The organism is Sphingobium sp. B11D3D, from assembly GCF_025961755.1.
In the GTDB taxonomy this organism is placed as follows: domain Bacteria; phylum Pseudomonadota; class Alphaproteobacteria; order Sphingomonadales; family Sphingomonadaceae; genus Sphingobium.
The window spans coordinates 108,675-125,514 of the sequence record NZ_JAOQOG010000001.1; the positions used below are offsets into that span (position 1 = coordinate 108,675).

The following is a 16,840-nucleotide window of genomic DNA, read 5'->3' on the forward strand; positions in this document are numbered from 1 at the left end:
ATCTGACACCAATATGCGCCATTCGATTAACCTTTTGAACCAGTTTTGTTCCATTTTGGATGAATTGGCTGTCCCGCCACCAATCCAATCCTATCGGCACCGAGCCGGGGCGCCACGTCCGCGCTCTGATTGGCCCGGCCCGCGCTCGCGCTCCCGTTGACAGGTCGCATTGAACCGTTATGGCCCAACCGATCAAAACGCCCTGCGCTGCGACCGCACTGAACGGCTAGAACCATGCGGAGTGCCAGCCACTGATATTTTTCGAGGAGACCCGCTGATGACCGCGATCGGACAGGATACGCTTGGCACGCGCGACACACTGGATGTCGGTGGCAAGCGCTATGGCTATTACTCGCTGGCGAAGGCCGCCGCGAAGCTCGGCGATTGCTCGCGCCTTCCCTTCTCGATGAAGGTGCTGTTGGAGAACATGCTCCGCTTCGAGGATGGCGTCACTGTCACCACCAGCGATGCGCAGGCGGTCATCGACTGGCTCAAGAACCCCACGGCCTCCAGCAACGAGATCCAGTATCGCCCCGCGCGCGTGCTGATGCAGGATTTCACCGGCGTGCCCTGCGTGGTCGACCTCGCCGCGATGCGCGACGCGATGAACGCGCTCGGCGCGGACGCCAGCAAGATCAACCCGCAGGTGCCTGTCCACCTCGTCATCGATCACTCGGTGATGGTCGACGAGTTCGGCACGCCCAAGGCGTTCGAGGACAATGTCGCGCTGGAATATCAGCGCAACGCCGAGCGCTATGACTTCCTCAAATGGGGCTCGAAGAGCCTCGACAACTTCAAGGTCGTTCCTCCCGGCACCGGCATCTGCCACCAGGTCAATCTGGAGCATGTCGCACAGGCCGTGTGGACCTCGGTCGACGCCAATGGCGAAACGGTGGCCTATCCGGACACCTGCGTCGGCACGGACAGCCATACGACGATGATCAATGGCCTTGGCGTGCTCGGCTGGGGCGTCGGCGGCATTGAGGCCGAAGCGGCGATGCTCGGCCAGCCGGTTTCCATGCTCATTCCCGAGGTCGTCGGCTTCAAGCTGACCGGCACGCTGGCCGAGGGCATCACCGCCACCGACCTCGTGCTCACGGTCACGCAGATGCTTCGCGCCAAGGGCGTGGTGGGCCGCTTCGTCGAGTTCTACGGTCCCGGCGTTTCGGCGCTCAGTCTCGCCGACCGTGCGACCATCGCCAACATGGCGCCGGAATATGGCGCGACCTGCGGCTTCTTCCCGATCGACGGCAAGACGCTCGATTACATGCGCCTCACCGGCCGTGACGAAGACCAGATCGCGCTGGTCGAGGCCTATGCCAAGGTGCAGGGCTTCTGGCTCGACCCCGAAGCTGCCGACCCCATCTTCACCGACACGCTGGAGCTGGACATGGGCTCGGTCGTGCCCAGCCTCGCCGGCCCCAAGCGCCCGCAGGACAAGGTGATCCTCACGCAGGTGGACGAGGTCTTCAACGCCGACCTCGCCAAGGTCTACAAGAAGGACGCCGCCGTGCGCGTGCCCGTCGAGGGCGCGGCGCATGACATTGGTGACGGCGACGTTGTGATCGCCGCGATCACCAGTTGCACCAACACCTCCAACCCGAGCGTCCTCGTCGCCGCCGGTCTGGTCGCCAAGAAGGCCACCGAAAAGGGCCTCAAGCCCAAGCCGTGGGTGAAGACCAGCCTCGCACCCGGCTCGCAGGTGGTCACCGACTATCTCGAGAAGGCGGGTCTCCAGAACTATCTGGATGCCGTCGGCTTCAATCTCGTCGGCTATGGCTGTACGACCTGCATCGGCAACAGCGGCCCGCTCGCCGATCCGATCAGCAAGGCGATCAACGGCAACGACATCGTCGCCGCCTCGGTCCTTTCGGGCAACCGCAACTTCGAAGGGCGCGTGAGCCCGGATGTGCGCGCCAACTTCCTCGCGTCCCCGCCCCTCGTGGTGGCTTATGCGCTCAAGGGCACGGTCACGACCGATTTTGTCGAGACGCCGATCGGCCAGGGCAGCGATGGCACGGACGTCTATCTCAAGGACATCTGGCCCTCGAACGAGGAAGTCCGCTCGGTGATGGAAGGCGCGCTCACGCGCGACATGTTCCAGAGCCGCTATGCCGCCGTCTTCACCGGCGATGAGCGCTGGCAGGCGATCGACGTGACCGGCTCGGATACCTATGCGTGGCGCGCCGGCAGCACCTATGTCGCCAACCCGCCCTATTTCGAGGGCATGGAGATGACGCCCGCGCCGGTCGCCGACATCATCGACGCCAAGCCGCTCGCCATCTTCGGCGATTCGATCACCACCGACCACATCTCTCCGGCCGGCTCGATCAAGGCGGCCAGCCCGGCCGGCCAGTGGCTGCAGGAACGGCAGGTCGCACCCGCCGACTTCAACAGCTACGGCTCGCGTCGCGGCCATCATGAAGTGATGATGCGCGGCACCTTCGCCAACATCCGCATCAAGAACCTGATGCTGGACGGCGTGGAAGGCGGCATGACCAGCTATGCCGGCGAAGTGATGCCGATCTATGACGCAGCCATGAAGCATGAGGCCGACGGCACGCCGCTCGTCGTCATCGCCGGCAAGGAATATGGCACCGGCTCCTCGCGTGACTGGGCGGCCAAGGGTACGCGCCTGCTCGGCGTGCGTGCGGTCGTGGCCGAGAGCTTCGAGCGCATCCACCGCTCCAACCTCGTCGGCATGGGCGTACTGCCGCTGCAGTTCCCCGAGGGCACGAACCGCGAGACGCTGGGCCTCACGGGCGACGAGAGCTTCACCATCCGCAACGTCGCCGGCCTTAAGCCGCGCCAGACGGTGACGGTGGAAGCGCGCCGCGCGGACGGCACCAGCTTCACCTTCGAGGCGCTATGCCGCATCGATACGGTGAACGAGCTGGATTACTTCCTCAACGGCGGCATCCTGCCCTACGTGCTGCGCAAGCTGGCGGCCTGAGACGCAGATCGCCGGGCACGCTGACCCGGCCGACGATCAACATGAAGGGGCGATGGACGATAGTCTGTCGCCCCTTCATCATGTCCGGGCGGCAGCGGTAGACAGGCCCTCGCCGGGGTTGTGCTCCCCCTCCCCTCCGCTACATTCGTCGCGATCAGGAGAGACCATGACCCGCACCCTCAGAATAGACTTCGTATCCGATATCGCCTGCCCCTGGTGCGTGCTGGGCCTGCTCGGACTTGAAGAGGCGATCGGTCGCCTGGCAGGGGACGTCGATGTCGATCTGCATTTCCAACCGTTCGAGCTCAGCCCGGATATGGCGCCGGAGGGCCGCACCGTCGTTGATCATCTTGCGCAGGCTTATGGATCGACGCCCGACGAGATCCTCCAGCGCCGCGCCGTGGTGAGCGATCGCGCCGCCGCTTTGGGCTTCAAGATGAAGACCTCGCTGGAGACGCGCGTCTACAACAGCTTCAATGCCCATCGCCTGATGCATTGGGCAGGGCTGCAGGGCCGGCAGCCGGCCCTTGCGCGAGCCTTGTTCGAGGCTTATCACAGCCGCAACGAGAATATCGCGACCGCTGACGTGCTCCTCGACGCCGCCGAGCAAGCCGGGCTGGACCGGGATTCAGCAAGCGCGGTTCTCGGCTCGGACCAATATGCCAATGATGTGCGCCAAGCCGAATATCTCTGGCAGACCCGCGGCGTGACAGGCGTGCCGGCAGCGATCATCGACGGTCGCTACCTGATCTCCGGCGCGCAGCCCGCCGAGGCCTATGAGCAGGCGTTACGCCAGATCGCCGCACAGCCGCAATCGGACGGCAACCCGCCCGCCCCCGCGTAAAAGCGCGGGGCCGTGCCGCTTAGCCGGGCTTGCGGAACCGCAACGTCATGCGGTCGCTTTCGCCCACCGCCAGATATTTGTCCCGATCGACCGCGCCATTGCGCAGGGTCGGCGGCAGCGTCCAGACGCCGGTGGCCCAATCGGCCGTGTCGCGCGGATTGGCGTTCACGTCGGAACTTGCCTCCAGAACGAAGCCGGCATCTTCAGCCAACTTGCGGACCGTCGAGACTTTCAGATAGCCGCTCGTCTTCTCGGCCGCGGTGTCGCGGTCTTCGGGCAGGCGATGATCGACCACGCCCAGCACGCCACCGGGCTTGAGCATCCGGAAGAACTGGCCGAAAATCTCGCCACCATTGCCGCGCATGACCATATTGTGGACATTGCGGAAGGTGAGCACAGTATCCGCCGCGCCATCTGGCACCTCGGTCAGCTCGACCAGCTTCACCCCGCCATAGAGCGCGGAATTGGATGCGATCAGCTTCTCTGTGGACTGGCGCCCCTGCCCGCCGGGCTGGACGCCATAATAGGTGCCGCCACCCTTGGCCGCCAAAGGAGCGAGAATCTCGAGATACCAGCCACCGGAGGGGAAATATTCGACGACTGTCTGATTGCCGCTCACGCCGAAGAAGCTCAGCGTTTCGGCCGGGTGGCGATATGTGTCGCGTGCAACATTGCTGGCTGTGCGGGTCGGCGCAGCCACGGCTGCGGCGATGTCCGGCTTGATGGCGACGGCTGCCTCGGTAGCCGCCAGTACCGGAGCGGTGGCGACGGCACTGCCAGCCAGCAGAAACGCACCGGCGAGCATGAGGGATGTCCTGAAAGGCATGGGGTGTCTCTCCGTGAGGGGCGTTATGCGGCAAGATGTCGGAAGCCCGGACGGAGCGCAACCCAATGACGGACGAACGCGCTGCCCTTAGAGGCAGGCTTCCAGCAGCGCCTGATCGAAGCCGAACCCGCGCGCCTTCTCCAGCGTATAGGGGCGCAGGCCCATCGAGCGATATTCGCCGATGATCCGCCCGTCCGCATCTTCATCCAGATACTCGAACTTGAACAGCTCCTGGGTGACGATCACGTCGCCTTCCATGCCGATCACCTCGGTGACGTTCGTGACGCGCCGCGAGCCGTCGCGCAGGCGCTTCACCTGCACGATCAGGTCCACCGAATCGGCGATCTGCTTGGAAATGGCTTCCTTGGGGATTTTGATGTCGCCCATCAGGATCATGTTCTCCATACGGCCCAGGCATTCGCGCGGGCTGTTGGAGTGGAGCGTACACATGGAGCCGTCATGGCCGGTATTCATGGCCGCGAGCAGATCGAAGCATTCCGCGCCACGAATTTCGCCCAGGATGATGCGGTCCGGCCGCATACGCAGGGCGTTCTTGACCAGATCGCCGATAGTGATCGCCCCCTGCCCTTCCAGATTCGGTGGCCGGGTTTCGAGCGGCAGCCAATGCGGCTGCTGGAGACGCAGTTCCGCCGCGTCCTCGATGGTGATCACGCGCTCGCCCGGATCGATCATCTTGGAGAGGGCATTCAGCATCGTCGTCTTGCCCGAGCCGGTGCCCCCCGAAATCACGATGTTGAACCGGCAGGCCCCGGCGATCTTGAGCGCCGTCGCCATCTTGTCGGACATCGAGTCGCCCCGCGCCATGATGTCCAGCGTGATCGGCTTGGCGGCGAACTTACGAATCGAGATCGCCGTACCGCGCAAGGAGAGCGGCGGCACGATCACGTTGACGCGGCTACCGTCCGGCAAGCGCGCGTCGGCTAGCGGCGTGGTCTGGTCGACCCGGCGGCCGACTTGGTTCACGATGCGCTGGGCGATCTGGAACAGATGCTCCTCATCGCGGAAATGAATCTGCGCGAGCTGCAGCTTGCCCTTCTTCTCGATGTAGGTCTGGGCCGGGCCGTTGACCATGATGTCGCTGATATCCGGGTCGGCCAGCAACTCCTCGAGCGGCCCGAACCCGAGCAGCTCATCAACCAGCACCTTCTCCAGTGCAAACTGCTCGCGCCGGTTGAGCGTGAGCTTGAGCTGCGCCAGCACCTCCATGATGATCGGCCGGAATTCCTCGGCCAGCTCATCCTTGGTCAGCGTCGCCGCCGCCTCCGGATCTACCCGCTCCAGCAAGCGCGGCAGCACCTGCTCCTTGATGCGATGGACGTTGGCCTCGAAACCCTGCGAATGATCGGTCTGCGCATGCTCGGAATTCATCCGCTCATTCAGGCGCCCGAGGGCATCGGCGTGGCGGTCGGGGGTGGAGCCTACGCCAGCAGGGGAAATATCTGGCGCGGCTGGTTCTAGCGGCGCGACGGCTGGACTGGCTGAGGGAACGCCCCCATGCATCGGCCGCGCAACCCCAAAGGACGACTTGGCGCCTAAACCGGTCTTTCGTCCAAATGCATTCATCGACAGGTCTGCTTTCAGCTGTCGTCGGCATGCGCCGACCATTGCGCTTGATTTACGCTCAGAACTGTTTGGAAAATGCTAAGAGGTGGTCGGATTTCGACCCAGGTGCAGTGAAACGGCGGTGCGGCGGGGGGGCGGGCAACGCCCAGACCTCCATTTCATAACGGGGCCGATGGGCCTCGTTCATTGGAAGCCTTGCTATCAAACGATAATTGCGCTGCAAGCCCTGCATGAGAATAGCGCGCGTCGCTTCGTTGTGCGGGCGCACGAGAGGGGTGTGTGACAACGCGATCACCGCCGGGCGACGTGAGAGAATTCGCCGCATTTCCTCGGAAGGATCGAGTCCGATGGCGGGGCTTTCCAGCGAAAAGCTCATATGCTGCGGGAACAGCCTGCTCGTCACGTGACAGGCATCTGTGAGTGCGTACAGAACGGGCGGCCCTTCAAACAGGTAGAAGCAACCTCCATGGCGGGCACCGTCAATTGCCCTCGCAAGCTGCTCGATGTATCCTCTGCGCTCCAAAACACGAGAGCGATCTGGCCACCCGCTTATGAGTGCCGCCCAGATGATAAGGACCAAGAGCCAAAGGAAACCGGTCCCTTTGCGCGCGAATATGGGCGAAGCCAGCACGACCAGAGGTGGCAAGAGGGGCAACGCATAATGATCCCAGAAGTTGGGAATCATGAGAAACCCGCCCAGCGCAGCGAACATCCAACAGACCAGAAAGACAGCAACGGTCTTCTTGTCTGGCGTACGGACGAGGTAATGCGCGCCTGCAACACTCATCAAAATCAACGGACAGAGAATAAGGCCAAGCCATTTGGCAACCTGGATTGTCACGTCGAGAGACTGAGGCGCTTTCAAGCCCACTGAGCGGATGGAGGCAAACCAATAGTCTTCGAATTTCCCGATCGCCGCAAAGCCAAAGAAGATCATGAGCGTTGGCGCAGCGCCGAGAAGCGCGAACTGGACGATCCTTACCCATCGGATTCGGCCCGAGGGGCTGGCCGGCCGGAGCGCATGGTAGGCTGCCACAATGCCCAGAAAAACGCCCTCGACGATCGCCGTCGGTTTCACGGTGATCGCAAGGCCGCACAAAAGCATCGCGATATACGCTCGGCGGATTGGCATTTCATCCGGACCCTGCCGGTCGGCTGAAGGCAGCAACAATGAAACGGCAAGGATAATGAAGAGGTTGTAGAAGACCGGCGATTGGCCTCCTGCTCCGATCAACATCGGCAAGCAAGCGAGGTAAGCCACGCCGGCGAAGCAGGCAGGAATAGCCGGATAGAAGCGGCGGACGATACTGGAAATGGTGAGGGCGGTGCAGAAGGCAAAAAGCCCCGCAACCAGCTGGGTGGCCTCGATGCCATTTCCCGGAAGAAACGCGATCAGCCAGTAGATTATGAAAAGACCGAATGGCTTGCGGTCCCATACATCCACATAGGGAACTGCACCCTGATGCATCGCCTTTGCGAAAACGAGATAATAGTTCTCGTCTTCATGATAAGCGAGGTCGCCAAACCATGGAGCACGGGTCACGACGGTGGCCAAGAGCAAAGCCGCTCCGATCAGTATAGACTGATGCCGTCGGACGAACTGCGATATCTTCTTGGGGTATGTTGCTAAGCGCGATCGTTGCGCTGGAGCTTTTGACTGAACGCGCACATGCTGCATATCGCGAAACCCTGGCGGATTATCGCAACAGGCCGATACACCGCTGCATTGGCCTTGCAGCGAATACGGTTAAAAAACCGTATTGGGACTTTTGTCAGTTACTCTTACCCAGCCTTCTCAGCCAGCACCGTCAGGCCAGCTTCGCTCACTTCCGCAAAGCCCCCTTCGACCATGATCACGCGTGGCTCAGCGCCGTCGCGGTCGTAGACCTTGAGGGCGCCGTCCTTGACGGTGGACATGAAGGGCGCGTGGCCTTCCAGCACGCCGAATTCGCCCTCGGTGCCGGGCACGACGACCATGTGGACGTCCTGCGAGAGGACGAGCTTCTCAGGGGTCACGAGTTCGAAGTGCAGTGCCATGGTCTTCTCTCCCCCCTCACATCGGAGGGGTAAAGGGTGGAATGGTCCCGCCGGCGGAACATGCCCGGCGCCGACCCTGTTTCGATTGCGCCTCGCGAGGGAGCGCCGGCGCCTCCCGCCATTGGCGAAAGGCGCTTCAAGCCGTCAGATCAGGCTGCTTCCGCCGCCAGCTTCTTGCCCTTCTCGATGGCTTCGTCGATGCCGCCGACCATGTAGAAGGCGGCCTCGGGCAGATGGTCATACTCACCGTCGACCACGGCCTTGAAGCTCTTCACCGTGTCTTCGATCTGGACGAACTTGCCCGGAATGCCGGTGAACACCTCGGCGACGTGGAAGGGCTGCGAGAGGAAGCGCTGGATCTTGCGCGCACGGGCAACGGTGAGCTTATCCTCTTCGGACAGTTCGTCCATGCCCAGAATCGCGATGATGTCCTGCAGCGACTTATACTTCTGCAGCGTCTCCTGAACGCGGCGGGCCGTGTCGTAATGCTCCTGGCCCACGACGGCAGCGGTCAGCACGCGGCTGGTCGAGTCGAGCGGGTCGACGGCCGGGTAGATGCCCAGCTCCGAGATCGCGCGGTTGAGCACGGTCGTAGCGTCAAGGTGCGCGAAGCTGGTGGCCGGCGCCGGGTCGGTCAAGTCGTCTGCCGGCACGTAAATAGCCTGCACCGAGGTGATCGAACCCTTGTTGGTGGAGGTGATGCGCTCCTGCAGCGCGCCCATGTCGGTCGCAAGCGTCGGCTGATAGCCCACGGCCGAAGGAATACGGCCGAGCAGAGCGGACACTTCCGAGCCGGCCTGCGTGAAGCGGAAGATGTTGTCGACGAAGAAGAGCACGTCCTGCCCTTCCTGGTCGCGGAAATATTCGGCGATCGTCAGGCCCGAGAGCGCGACGCGCGCACGGGCGCCCGGGGGCTCGTTCATCTGGCCGAACACCAGCGCCACCTTGGAACCTTCCGGCGTCGGGTTGCCGTCGGCATCCTTGGCGATAACGCCGGCATCGAGGAACTCGTGGTAGAGATCGTTGCCTTCGCGCGTGCGCTCGCCAACGCCGGCGAACACCGAGGTGCCGCCATGGCCCTTGGCGATGTTGTTGATCAGCTCCTGGATGAGCACGGTCTTGCCCACGCCGGCGCCGCCAAACAGGCCGATCTTGCCGCCCTTGGCATAAGGTGCGAGCAGATCGATGACCTTGATGCCCGTCGCCAGAATGCTGGTCTCGGTCGACTGGTCGACGAACTCCGGTGCCTTGGCGTGGATCGGCGCGGTGGTCGCGGCATTCACCGGGCCACGCTCGTCGATCGGCTCGCCAATCACGTTGAGAATGCGGCCGAGCGTCATCGGGCCGACCGGCACCGAGATCTGCGCGCCGGTATCCCTCACGTCCTGACCGCGGGTCAGACCGTCGGTCGCGTCCATGGCAATGGTGCGCACGGTGTTCTCGCCCAGATGCTGCGCCACTTCGAGCACCAGCCGCTGGCCGTTATTGTCCGTCTCGAGCGCCGAGAGAATCGCCGGGAGCCGATCCTCGAAGATCACGTCGACGACGGCGCCGATCACCTGGCTGATCTTGCCGACATTGTTGGTGGCTGCCATGTCTCTGCTTCCTTGCCTGCTTGTCCGTTAAAGCGCTTCTGCGCCCGAAATGATTTCCACCAGCTCGGTGGTGATCGCGGCCTGACGGCTGCGGTTGTACTCGATCGTCAGACGATTGATGAGATCGCCAGCGTTGCGCGTCGCATTGTCCATCGCGGTCATCGATGCGCCCTGCTCGCTGGCCATGTTCTCCAGCAACGCCTTGAAGATCTGGATGGTGATGTTGCGCGGAAGAAGATCCGCGAGGATCGCTTCCTCGTCCGGCTCATATTCGACGGCGGCGCCCGAAGAGGCGGGCGCATCCGCCGGCACAGCGACCGGGATGATCTGCTGCTCGGTGGGGATCTGCACCAGCGGCGAGCGGAACGCGGCATAGAAGAGGTGCGCCACGTCGAACTCGCCGGCGAAGAAGCGCTCGGAGATGTCCTGCGCGACGGCCTGCGCCTCGTCGAAACCGGGCGTGCGCACGTCCGTCGTATCGAACTGACCGGCGATGAGGCCGGGGAAGGTGCGCGCGATCACCGCGCGACCCTTGCGGCCGATGAGGTAGAACTTCACCGTCTTGCCCTGTGCGATCAGCACGCGCGCCTTGGCGACAGCCGCCTTGACGATGTTGGCGTTGAAGGCACCCGCCAAACCCTTGTCGCCATTGGCCACAACGAGCAGATGCACGTCGTCCTTGCCCGTGCCCGCAAGCAGGCGCGGTGCGCTGTCGCCGGTCACCTTGCCAGCAAGACTGGCAACGACCTTCTCGAGCCGCTGGGCATAGGGGCGCCCGGCTTCGGCCGCCGCCTGCGCCTTGCGCAGCTTGGCCGCAGCGACCATCTGCTTGGCCTTGGTGATCTTCTGGGTCGACTTGACCGAGGCGATCCGACCCTTGAGTTCCTTGAGCGAAGCCACTGGCTCAACCTACCTTTTCATCGTCGTGCCGGTCATGCCGGCATCAGGTCCCCACCGGCTAGGCCGATGGGGATGCGAACCATCTCAGGCGAACGTCTTGCCGAACGCGTCCAGCACGTCCTTGACCTTGGCCTTCACATCGTCGCCGAGGTCACGGCTGTCGCGAATCGCGGTCAGGATATCCGCATGATGCGCGCGCATATGGGCCAGCATCGCCGCCTCGTAGCGGGTGACGTCGCTGGTCGCGATGCCATCGAGATAGCCATTGGTGCCGGCGAAGATCGACACGGTCTGCTCCTCGAAAGGCAGCGGCGAGAACTGCGGCTGCTTGAGCAGCTCGGTCAGGCGCGCACCGCGATTCAGCAGCTTCTGCGTCGAGGCGTCGAGGTCCGAACCGAACTGGGCGAATGCCGCCATTTCGCGATACTGGGCCAGCTCCAGCTTGATCGAGCCGGACACCTTCTTCATCGCCTTGGTCTGCGCCGCCGAACCCACGCGGGACACCGAGAGACCCACGTTAATGGCGGGACGGATGCCCTGGTAGAACAGGTTCGTTTCGAGGAAGATCTGACCGTCGGTGATCGAGATCACGTTGGTCGGGATGTAGGCGGACACGTCGCCGGCCTGCGTCTCGATGATCGGCAGCGCGGTGAGCGAACCGGCGCCATTGGCGTCGTTCATCTTGGCGGCGCGCTCGAGCAGACGGCTGTGCAGATAGAACACGTCGCCCGGATAGGCTTCGCGGCCCGGAGGACGACGCAGCAGCAGCGACATCTGGCGATAGGCGACGGCCTGCTTGGAAAGGTCGTCGAACACGATCACGGCGTGCATGCCATTGTCGCGGAAATACTCGCCCATCGCGGCGCCGGTATAGGGCGCGAGGAACTGCAGCGGCGCCGGCTCGGAAGCAGTCGCGGCAATGACGATGGAATATTCCATTGCGCCATTCTCTTCGAGCTGACGGACGATCTGCGCAACGGTCGAGCGCTTCTGGCCGACGGCGACATAGATGCAGTAGAGCTTCTTGCTCTCGTCGGTGCCGGCGTTCGGGCCCTTCTGGTTGATGAAGGTATCGATCGCGACAGCGGTCTTGCCGGTCTGGCGGTCACCGATGATCAGCTCGCGCTGACCACGGCCGATCGGCACCAGCGCGTCAATGGCCTTGAGGCCGGTCTGCACCGGCTCATGCACCGACTTGCGGGGAATGATGCCCGGCGCCTTCACCTCGACGCGCGAACGCAGGTCCGACTGGATCGGGCCCTTGCCGTCAATGGGGTTGCCGAGGCCGTCGACCACGCGGCCGAGCAAGCCCTTGCCGACCGGAACGTCCACGATGGTGCCGGTCCGCTTGACGACGTCACCTTCCTTGATCTCGGCGTCCGAGCCGAAGATCACGACGCCGACATTGTCGGCTTCCAGGTTGAGGGCCATACCCTGCACGCCGTTGGAGAACTCGACCATCTCACCGGCCTGAACCTTGTCGAGGCCGTGGATGCGCGCGATGCCGTCACCGACGCTGAGCACGGTGCCGACTTCGCTGACTTCCGCTTCGGCGCCGAAGTTGGCGATCTGGTCCTTGATGACCTTGGAGATTTCTGCGGCGTTGATATCCATGTTCAGCCTTTCATCGGATTCTTTGGCGCGTTAGCCGCGCATCGCCTGGGCGAGCTTGTTCAGTCGGGTACGGAGCGAGCTGTCGATCATCTGGCTGCCCATCTTGACGACGAGGCCACCCATGATTTCGGGATCGACGGTAAGATCAAGAGCCATGTCGCGGCCCGTGCGCGCCTTAAGCTGCCTGGCCAGCGCATTCTGCTGGTCCTGAGTCAGCGGGAAGGCGGAGGTCACTTCCGCGCGCGTCTCGCCACGGTGGGCAGAGAGCAGCGTGGAGAATGCCCGAATCACGGCAGGAATCTGCGAGAGGCGGCGATTCTGCGCCAGTACGCCCAGCGTCCGCTCCGTCAGCGAATCGAGCCCGAGGCTCTGCGCCACGGCCTTGATCGCCTTGGCGGCATTGTCGCGGCCGACCAACGGGCTCTGCGTCAACGCTTTGAGATCGTTCGATTCGGCCAGCGCGGCCTTGAGAGTCTCAAGGCTTGCCGCCACCGAATCGAGCGCCCCCTTGTCCCGCGCCAGCTCAAAAAGCGCGAGCGCATAACGCCCCGCCAAGCTAGCCTGAATACCGCTGGAATGCTCCACGCGCGCCTTGCCTCTTGTCCGAATTGAATCGCGCCAGAAAAGGGGAGGTACGGCTGCACCCCCCTTGACACGGGGGGGCGGTTAGCAGGGGTCGCCCTGCGATGCAAGTCGGGAGGGACAGGCCGGGCACGGATGCGCCGGAAGGCGTGGCGTCAGTGCAAAATGCGGTACAAACGCGCGCCCGGCTGCTGCAGGCGGTCATCGGAGACCAGCCAAGGCGGCACCTGTCCATCCGTCAGACTGGCAGCAAGGCCGTGAGGCGCGGCCTTGAGATAATTGCGCGCTTCCGGTGCGGTCGGGCAGAGCAGCAGATATTGGGCGGGAGTCGCCAGGACGATCGCGCGCGCCTCGTCCGGCTTGGCCGTGAAGGCGCGAATGACCGTCGCCATCGCGGCACTGTTCCGATGATAGCCCGCTGCGACGATCGAGAGATCGGTGCGATAGAGAATCAACGGCCCCATATCGATCGGCGCGAAGATCTGGCCGGATCCCAGAGACTTGAACTTGGGGCTGGCGATGGCGGTCGGGCAGTCGCCATCCGTCCGCGCATCGGTGCTGCCTTTATCCGGCGGGAACAGCATCTGGCCGAGCCCATAGGCCGGGAGTGCCGTCGAGAGGAGAAGGGTGCCCGCCATCGTGAGGCTCCAGCCGATTCGCGGCCGAAAACGATGGCGCTGGCCGGCGAGCAGCATAATGGCGGCGGCCATGCCGGGCAGGGCATAGAGCTCTGCCACCGCTGTCGCCCGCATCACGGTCATGCCGAGCAGCCAGGCAAAGGCGGCCGCCAACGCCAAGCCCAGCCACGTTGTTGCATCATGCGACCGGCGACAAGCCCAGGCCCGCCACATAGCGGCGATGACGCCGGGGAGAGGTGCCAGAATCATCAAGGTCGCGAACGCGCCGCCCTGTCGCCAAAAGGGCAGGCCCTCGCGGACGCTATAATACCAGTAATCGCGCACCAGAGGATCCAGCCCGGCAAATGGCCCGGCCAGACAGGCGGGCGCGATCAGCACGACCGCAGCGGCGGCCCCGGCCCCACCGACAATGAGCGGGACGAGGCGCATCGCTGGATTGGCGGGACGAAGCAGGCTGTCGATCAGGAAGAGCATTGCGCCCGCAATGAACAGCGCGGCGATGTAGGGCGCGGAGATCGCGTCGCAATGGCTCTCCACAATCAGGCCAGCGCCGCGGGTGCCGAGAATCAGCAACAGGCTCGCGCCGATCAGCGCCGCCATGAACAGATGGATGCGCCGATCGCCGGTGCGCACGAACGCCAGGGCATAGAGGCCGGCGAACAGCGCCGCATAAGGCAGGCCCTCGATCGACACATGCATCCAGACCGCACAAGCCAGCGCGCATCCGACCGCAGGCCAGCGGCCGGGCCGGGTCCACGCCAGCAGGGCGCACGCCGCCATCAGCAATTGCCAGCCATGATGATCGACCCGCATCGGCGCGAACTGCAGCCCGACCATGAGGCACGCGGGCAACAGGGCGAGCATCAGCAATGCGACCTCCCGCCCGGCGATATCCCGGAGCAGGCAGCCCATGACGAGCATCAGGGCGAGACAGAGCAGGGCAGGCACCGCCACCAAAGCGACGACGTCCGCCATGGGCTGGCCGACGAGGGGCCGAAGCAGCACGATCACCAAAGCGATCGGCAGGTCCACCAGCCGGGACCAGTGCAGGTCACCACCGGCCGGCAGATTCATGCGATATTGGGTGACGTCGCTCCACGGCTGGCCATTCAGCCAGTCGCGGACCTGGACCATGCGCATGTAATTGTCCGGATCGCCGAGCGAACCCGCCCTTGTCTCGGTCCAATTGGGAATGGCGAGAAGGGCCATGGCGAAGAGCCAGATGAGCGGCACGTACCGGTAAAAGGGCTCAGCGTGCCCGAGGCGCTGGCCCAAAGCATCCCCGGCGGTCATGCGAAAACGATCGCCTTGCGCAGCATATAGGTTGCCTGGAAACTGACAGCGACCGCCAGCGCCTTGGCGAGCAGGGGCATCACCCCGAGCATCGCGCCGAGCGCGACGATACCGATCGTCAGCGCCAGACCGATCAGCGCAGACCCCACGAACAGCGCCTTCTGACGAACGCGATCCGCGCCGCTCGCAGCCACGCCTTGCGCGAAGACCACACGCGAGGAGATCAGCCAGTGCATGAGGATTCCGGCCACATAGCCAAAAGCCGCCGCGGCGGCAGGGGCCATTCCCAGGTGCAGGCCAGCCATGAACAGCCCCACGTCCCCAGCCAGCGCGACGAGGCTGGCAAGACCATAACGCAGATAGGTGTGGCCGAGCAGCCCGGCCAGGAACGCGCCCATCACCCGATCACGCCACCATGCGGCGCCCGGCGGGCACGGCCCGCTGGCTCTCCAGCGCCGCACGCTCTCCCGCGCTCAGGGCGCCCTCATGGCCCGCTTCATGATATTCGGCATCCTCGTTGACGCCCCAGATATCGAATACCCGCTTGCCGGCGATGATGTTGCGCACGGTCAGCATGGCCGTCATCATCGCGTGATCCTGATTGTTATAGCGATGCATCCCGTTCCGCCCGACCAGGTGAAGCGTGGGATATTTGTCTTCCAGCTCGGCGCGAATGGCCGCGACATTCGCCGCATAAGCCTCGTCATAGACGGGATAGGCTTTCTCCTGACGCACCACGGCGCCGCCGACCACCTGATCCGCGCGGATGAGGCCCATCAGCACCATCTCCTCGGTCGCCAGCGCGATCAGCTCGTCATCGCTGGATGACCAGAGCCCGTCGCCCTCGAAGCAGAAATATTCCAGGCCCACGCAAGCGACATCGGGATCGGGCACCATTTCGGGTGACCAGCTACGGAAATTCTGCACCCGGCCCACCTTCACGCGCGGATCGTGGATGTAGATCCAATTGTCCGGAAACAGGTCTTCGGAGCGGATCATCAGCGCGACTGTCAGAAAATCGCGGTAGTTGAGCGCCAGCGCGTGCCCGAGCGTCTTGGGCACCGGATGGATGCGGCTGGCCAGCTCCCGCATCGGCGCGGAGCTGATCACATGGTCGGCACTGACCGCGACTGTATCGCCGGCCGTCCGCGTCGCGGTAACGCGCCACCGGCCTGTCACCTGATCGCGGTGAATCTGCTTGAGGGCGTGGCCCATCAGCACATGATTGCCGCCTTCGACCACGCGGTCGCGCGCGGCATCCCACATCATCCCCGGCCCGAGGCGCGGGTAGCGGAAGTTCTCGAGCAGAGTCTTGGCGCCCATACCGTTGTTTGGCTTTTTGTTGAGGCCAAGGCTGCGCTTGAGGCCATCCAGCACCGCCTTGCCCAGGCTCAGGCCCTTGATGCGCTGCGCCGCCCAGTCGGCGGACATGGTATCGCACGGCATGCCCCACACCTTCTCGGTGTAGGTCTTGAAGAAGATGGAATAGAGCTTGCGACCAAACTGGTTGACCACCCAATCCTCAAAGCTGCGCACCGGCTTGATCGGCGCGATCTTGGCCTTGGCGTAGCTCAGCATGCACAGGGTCGAGCGGATGATGCCGAGATTGCGCAGCGCCTCGAAGGCGCGCAGCGGATAGCTGTAGAATCGGCCCTGATAATAGATGCGGCTCATGCGGGGCCGCTCGATGAAATCATGGGGCAGGATCTCGTTCCACAGATCGACCACCTCCTGCGATTTCGAAAAGAAGCGGTGCCCGCCGATATCGAAGCGGAATCCCTCATGCTCGACCGTGCGGCTGATGCCACCGACCTGCGCGGTATCCTTCTCGATCACCGACACGCGCAGCCCCGCCTTTGTCAGCAGATAGGCGGCAGTCAGCCCGGCCGGGCCAGCACCAATGATGGCCACATCAACGGAATGGGCGGAATTCGACATTCAGGCAGGTCCCCCGGAACCGAATAGGTCGACTCC

General features: G+C 63.8%; 13 protein-coding genes. 2 read left to right on the forward strand and 11 right to left on the reverse strand.

Annotation, left to right across the window (positions count from 1 at the left end; translation table 11 throughout):
- Nucleotides 1–277 precede the first annotated feature (277 nt).
- Both acnA and M2334_RS00565 read left to right on the forward strand, forming a co-directional pair.
- Nucleotides 278–2,953: an aconitate hydratase AcnA gene (acnA, locus tag M2334_RS00560; RefSeq protein ID WP_264604546.1), complete on the forward strand. Its 2,676-nt coding sequence runs from the start codon at nt 278–280 to the stop codon at nt 2,951–2,953.
- Between the two features lie 166 nt (nt 2,954–3,119).
- Nucleotides 3,120–3,797 (forward strand): DsbA family oxidoreductase, encoded by a 678-nt coding sequence (locus M2334_RS00565; protein ID WP_264604547.1) that lies wholly within the window; start codon nt 3,120–3,122, stop codon nt 3,795–3,797.
- Between the two features lie 19 nt (nt 3,798–3,816).
- Here M2334_RS00565 and M2334_RS00570 read toward each other — a convergent pair whose 3' ends face one another.
- From M2334_RS00570 to M2334_RS00620, 11 genes are all read right to left on the reverse strand, one after another.
- Nucleotides 3,817–4,623, reverse strand: coding sequence for a class I SAM-dependent methyltransferase (locus tag M2334_RS00570; protein ID WP_264604548.1), 807 nt, complete (start codon nt 4,621–4,623; stop codon nt 3,817–3,819).
- A gap of 87 nt (nt 4,624–4,710) precedes the next feature.
- Entirely contained in the window at nt 4,711–6,207 is a 1,497-nt protein-coding gene (locus M2334_RS00575) for a CpaF family protein (RefSeq protein WP_264571622.1), read from the reverse strand.
- Nucleotides 6,208–6,265: 58 nt separating this feature from the next.
- Nucleotides 6,266–7,762, reverse strand: a complete 1,497-nt coding sequence (locus M2334_RS00580; protein WP_264604549.1) for an ArnT family glycosyltransferase — start codon at nt 7,760–7,762, stop codon at nt 6,266–6,268.
- A 227-nt stretch (nt 7,763–7,989) separates the two neighbouring features.
- Nucleotides 7,990–8,244 (reverse strand): ATP synthase F1 subunit epsilon, encoded by a 255-nt coding sequence (locus tag M2334_RS00585; protein WP_181561055.1) that lies wholly within the window; start codon nt 8,242–8,244, stop codon nt 7,990–7,992.
- 149 nt (nt 8,245–8,393) lie between these two features.
- On the reverse strand, nt 8,394–9,839 hold the full coding sequence (gene atpD / locus M2334_RS00590) for a F0F1 ATP synthase subunit beta (RefSeq protein ID WP_264571624.1): 1,446 nt from the start codon (nt 9,837–9,839) through the stop codon (nt 8,394–8,396).
- Between the two features lie 27 nt (nt 9,840–9,866).
- Nucleotides 9,867–10,739 carry a F0F1 ATP synthase subunit gamma gene (locus M2334_RS00595; protein ID WP_264577745.1) on the reverse strand — a complete coding sequence of 291 codons (873 nt, stop codon included), beginning with the start codon at nt 10,737–10,739 and terminating at the stop codon, nt 9,867–9,869.
- Nucleotides 10,740–10,823: 84 nt separating this feature from the next.
- Entirely contained in the window at nt 10,824–12,353 is a 1,530-nt protein-coding gene (gene atpA, locus M2334_RS00600; RefSeq protein WP_264574019.1) for a F0F1 ATP synthase subunit alpha, read from the reverse strand.
- A gap of 30 nt (nt 12,354–12,383) precedes the next feature.
- A complete protein-coding gene (locus M2334_RS00605; RefSeq protein WP_264577021.1) occupies nt 12,384–12,938 on the reverse strand; it encodes a F0F1 ATP synthase subunit delta in 555 nt (184 codons plus the stop codon).
- A gap of 152 nt (nt 12,939–13,090) precedes the next feature.
- Nucleotides 13,091–14,866 (reverse strand): hypothetical protein, encoded by a 1,776-nt coding sequence (locus tag M2334_RS00610; protein WP_264604550.1) that lies wholly within the window; start codon nt 14,864–14,866, stop codon nt 13,091–13,093.
- Nucleotides 14,863–15,264, reverse strand: coding sequence for a GtrA family protein (locus M2334_RS00615; RefSeq protein ID WP_264606011.1), 402 nt, complete (start codon nt 15,262–15,264; stop codon nt 14,863–14,865). Before M2334_RS00615 ends, M2334_RS00610 begins: the two co-directional genes overlap by 4 nt.
- 7 nt (nt 15,265–15,271) lie before the next feature.
- On the reverse strand, nt 15,272–16,804 hold the full coding sequence (locus tag M2334_RS00620; RefSeq protein ID WP_264604551.1) for an NAD(P)/FAD-dependent oxidoreductase: 1,533 nt from the start codon (nt 16,802–16,804) through the stop codon (nt 15,272–15,274).
- Nucleotides 16,805–16,840: the final 36 nt, after the last annotated feature.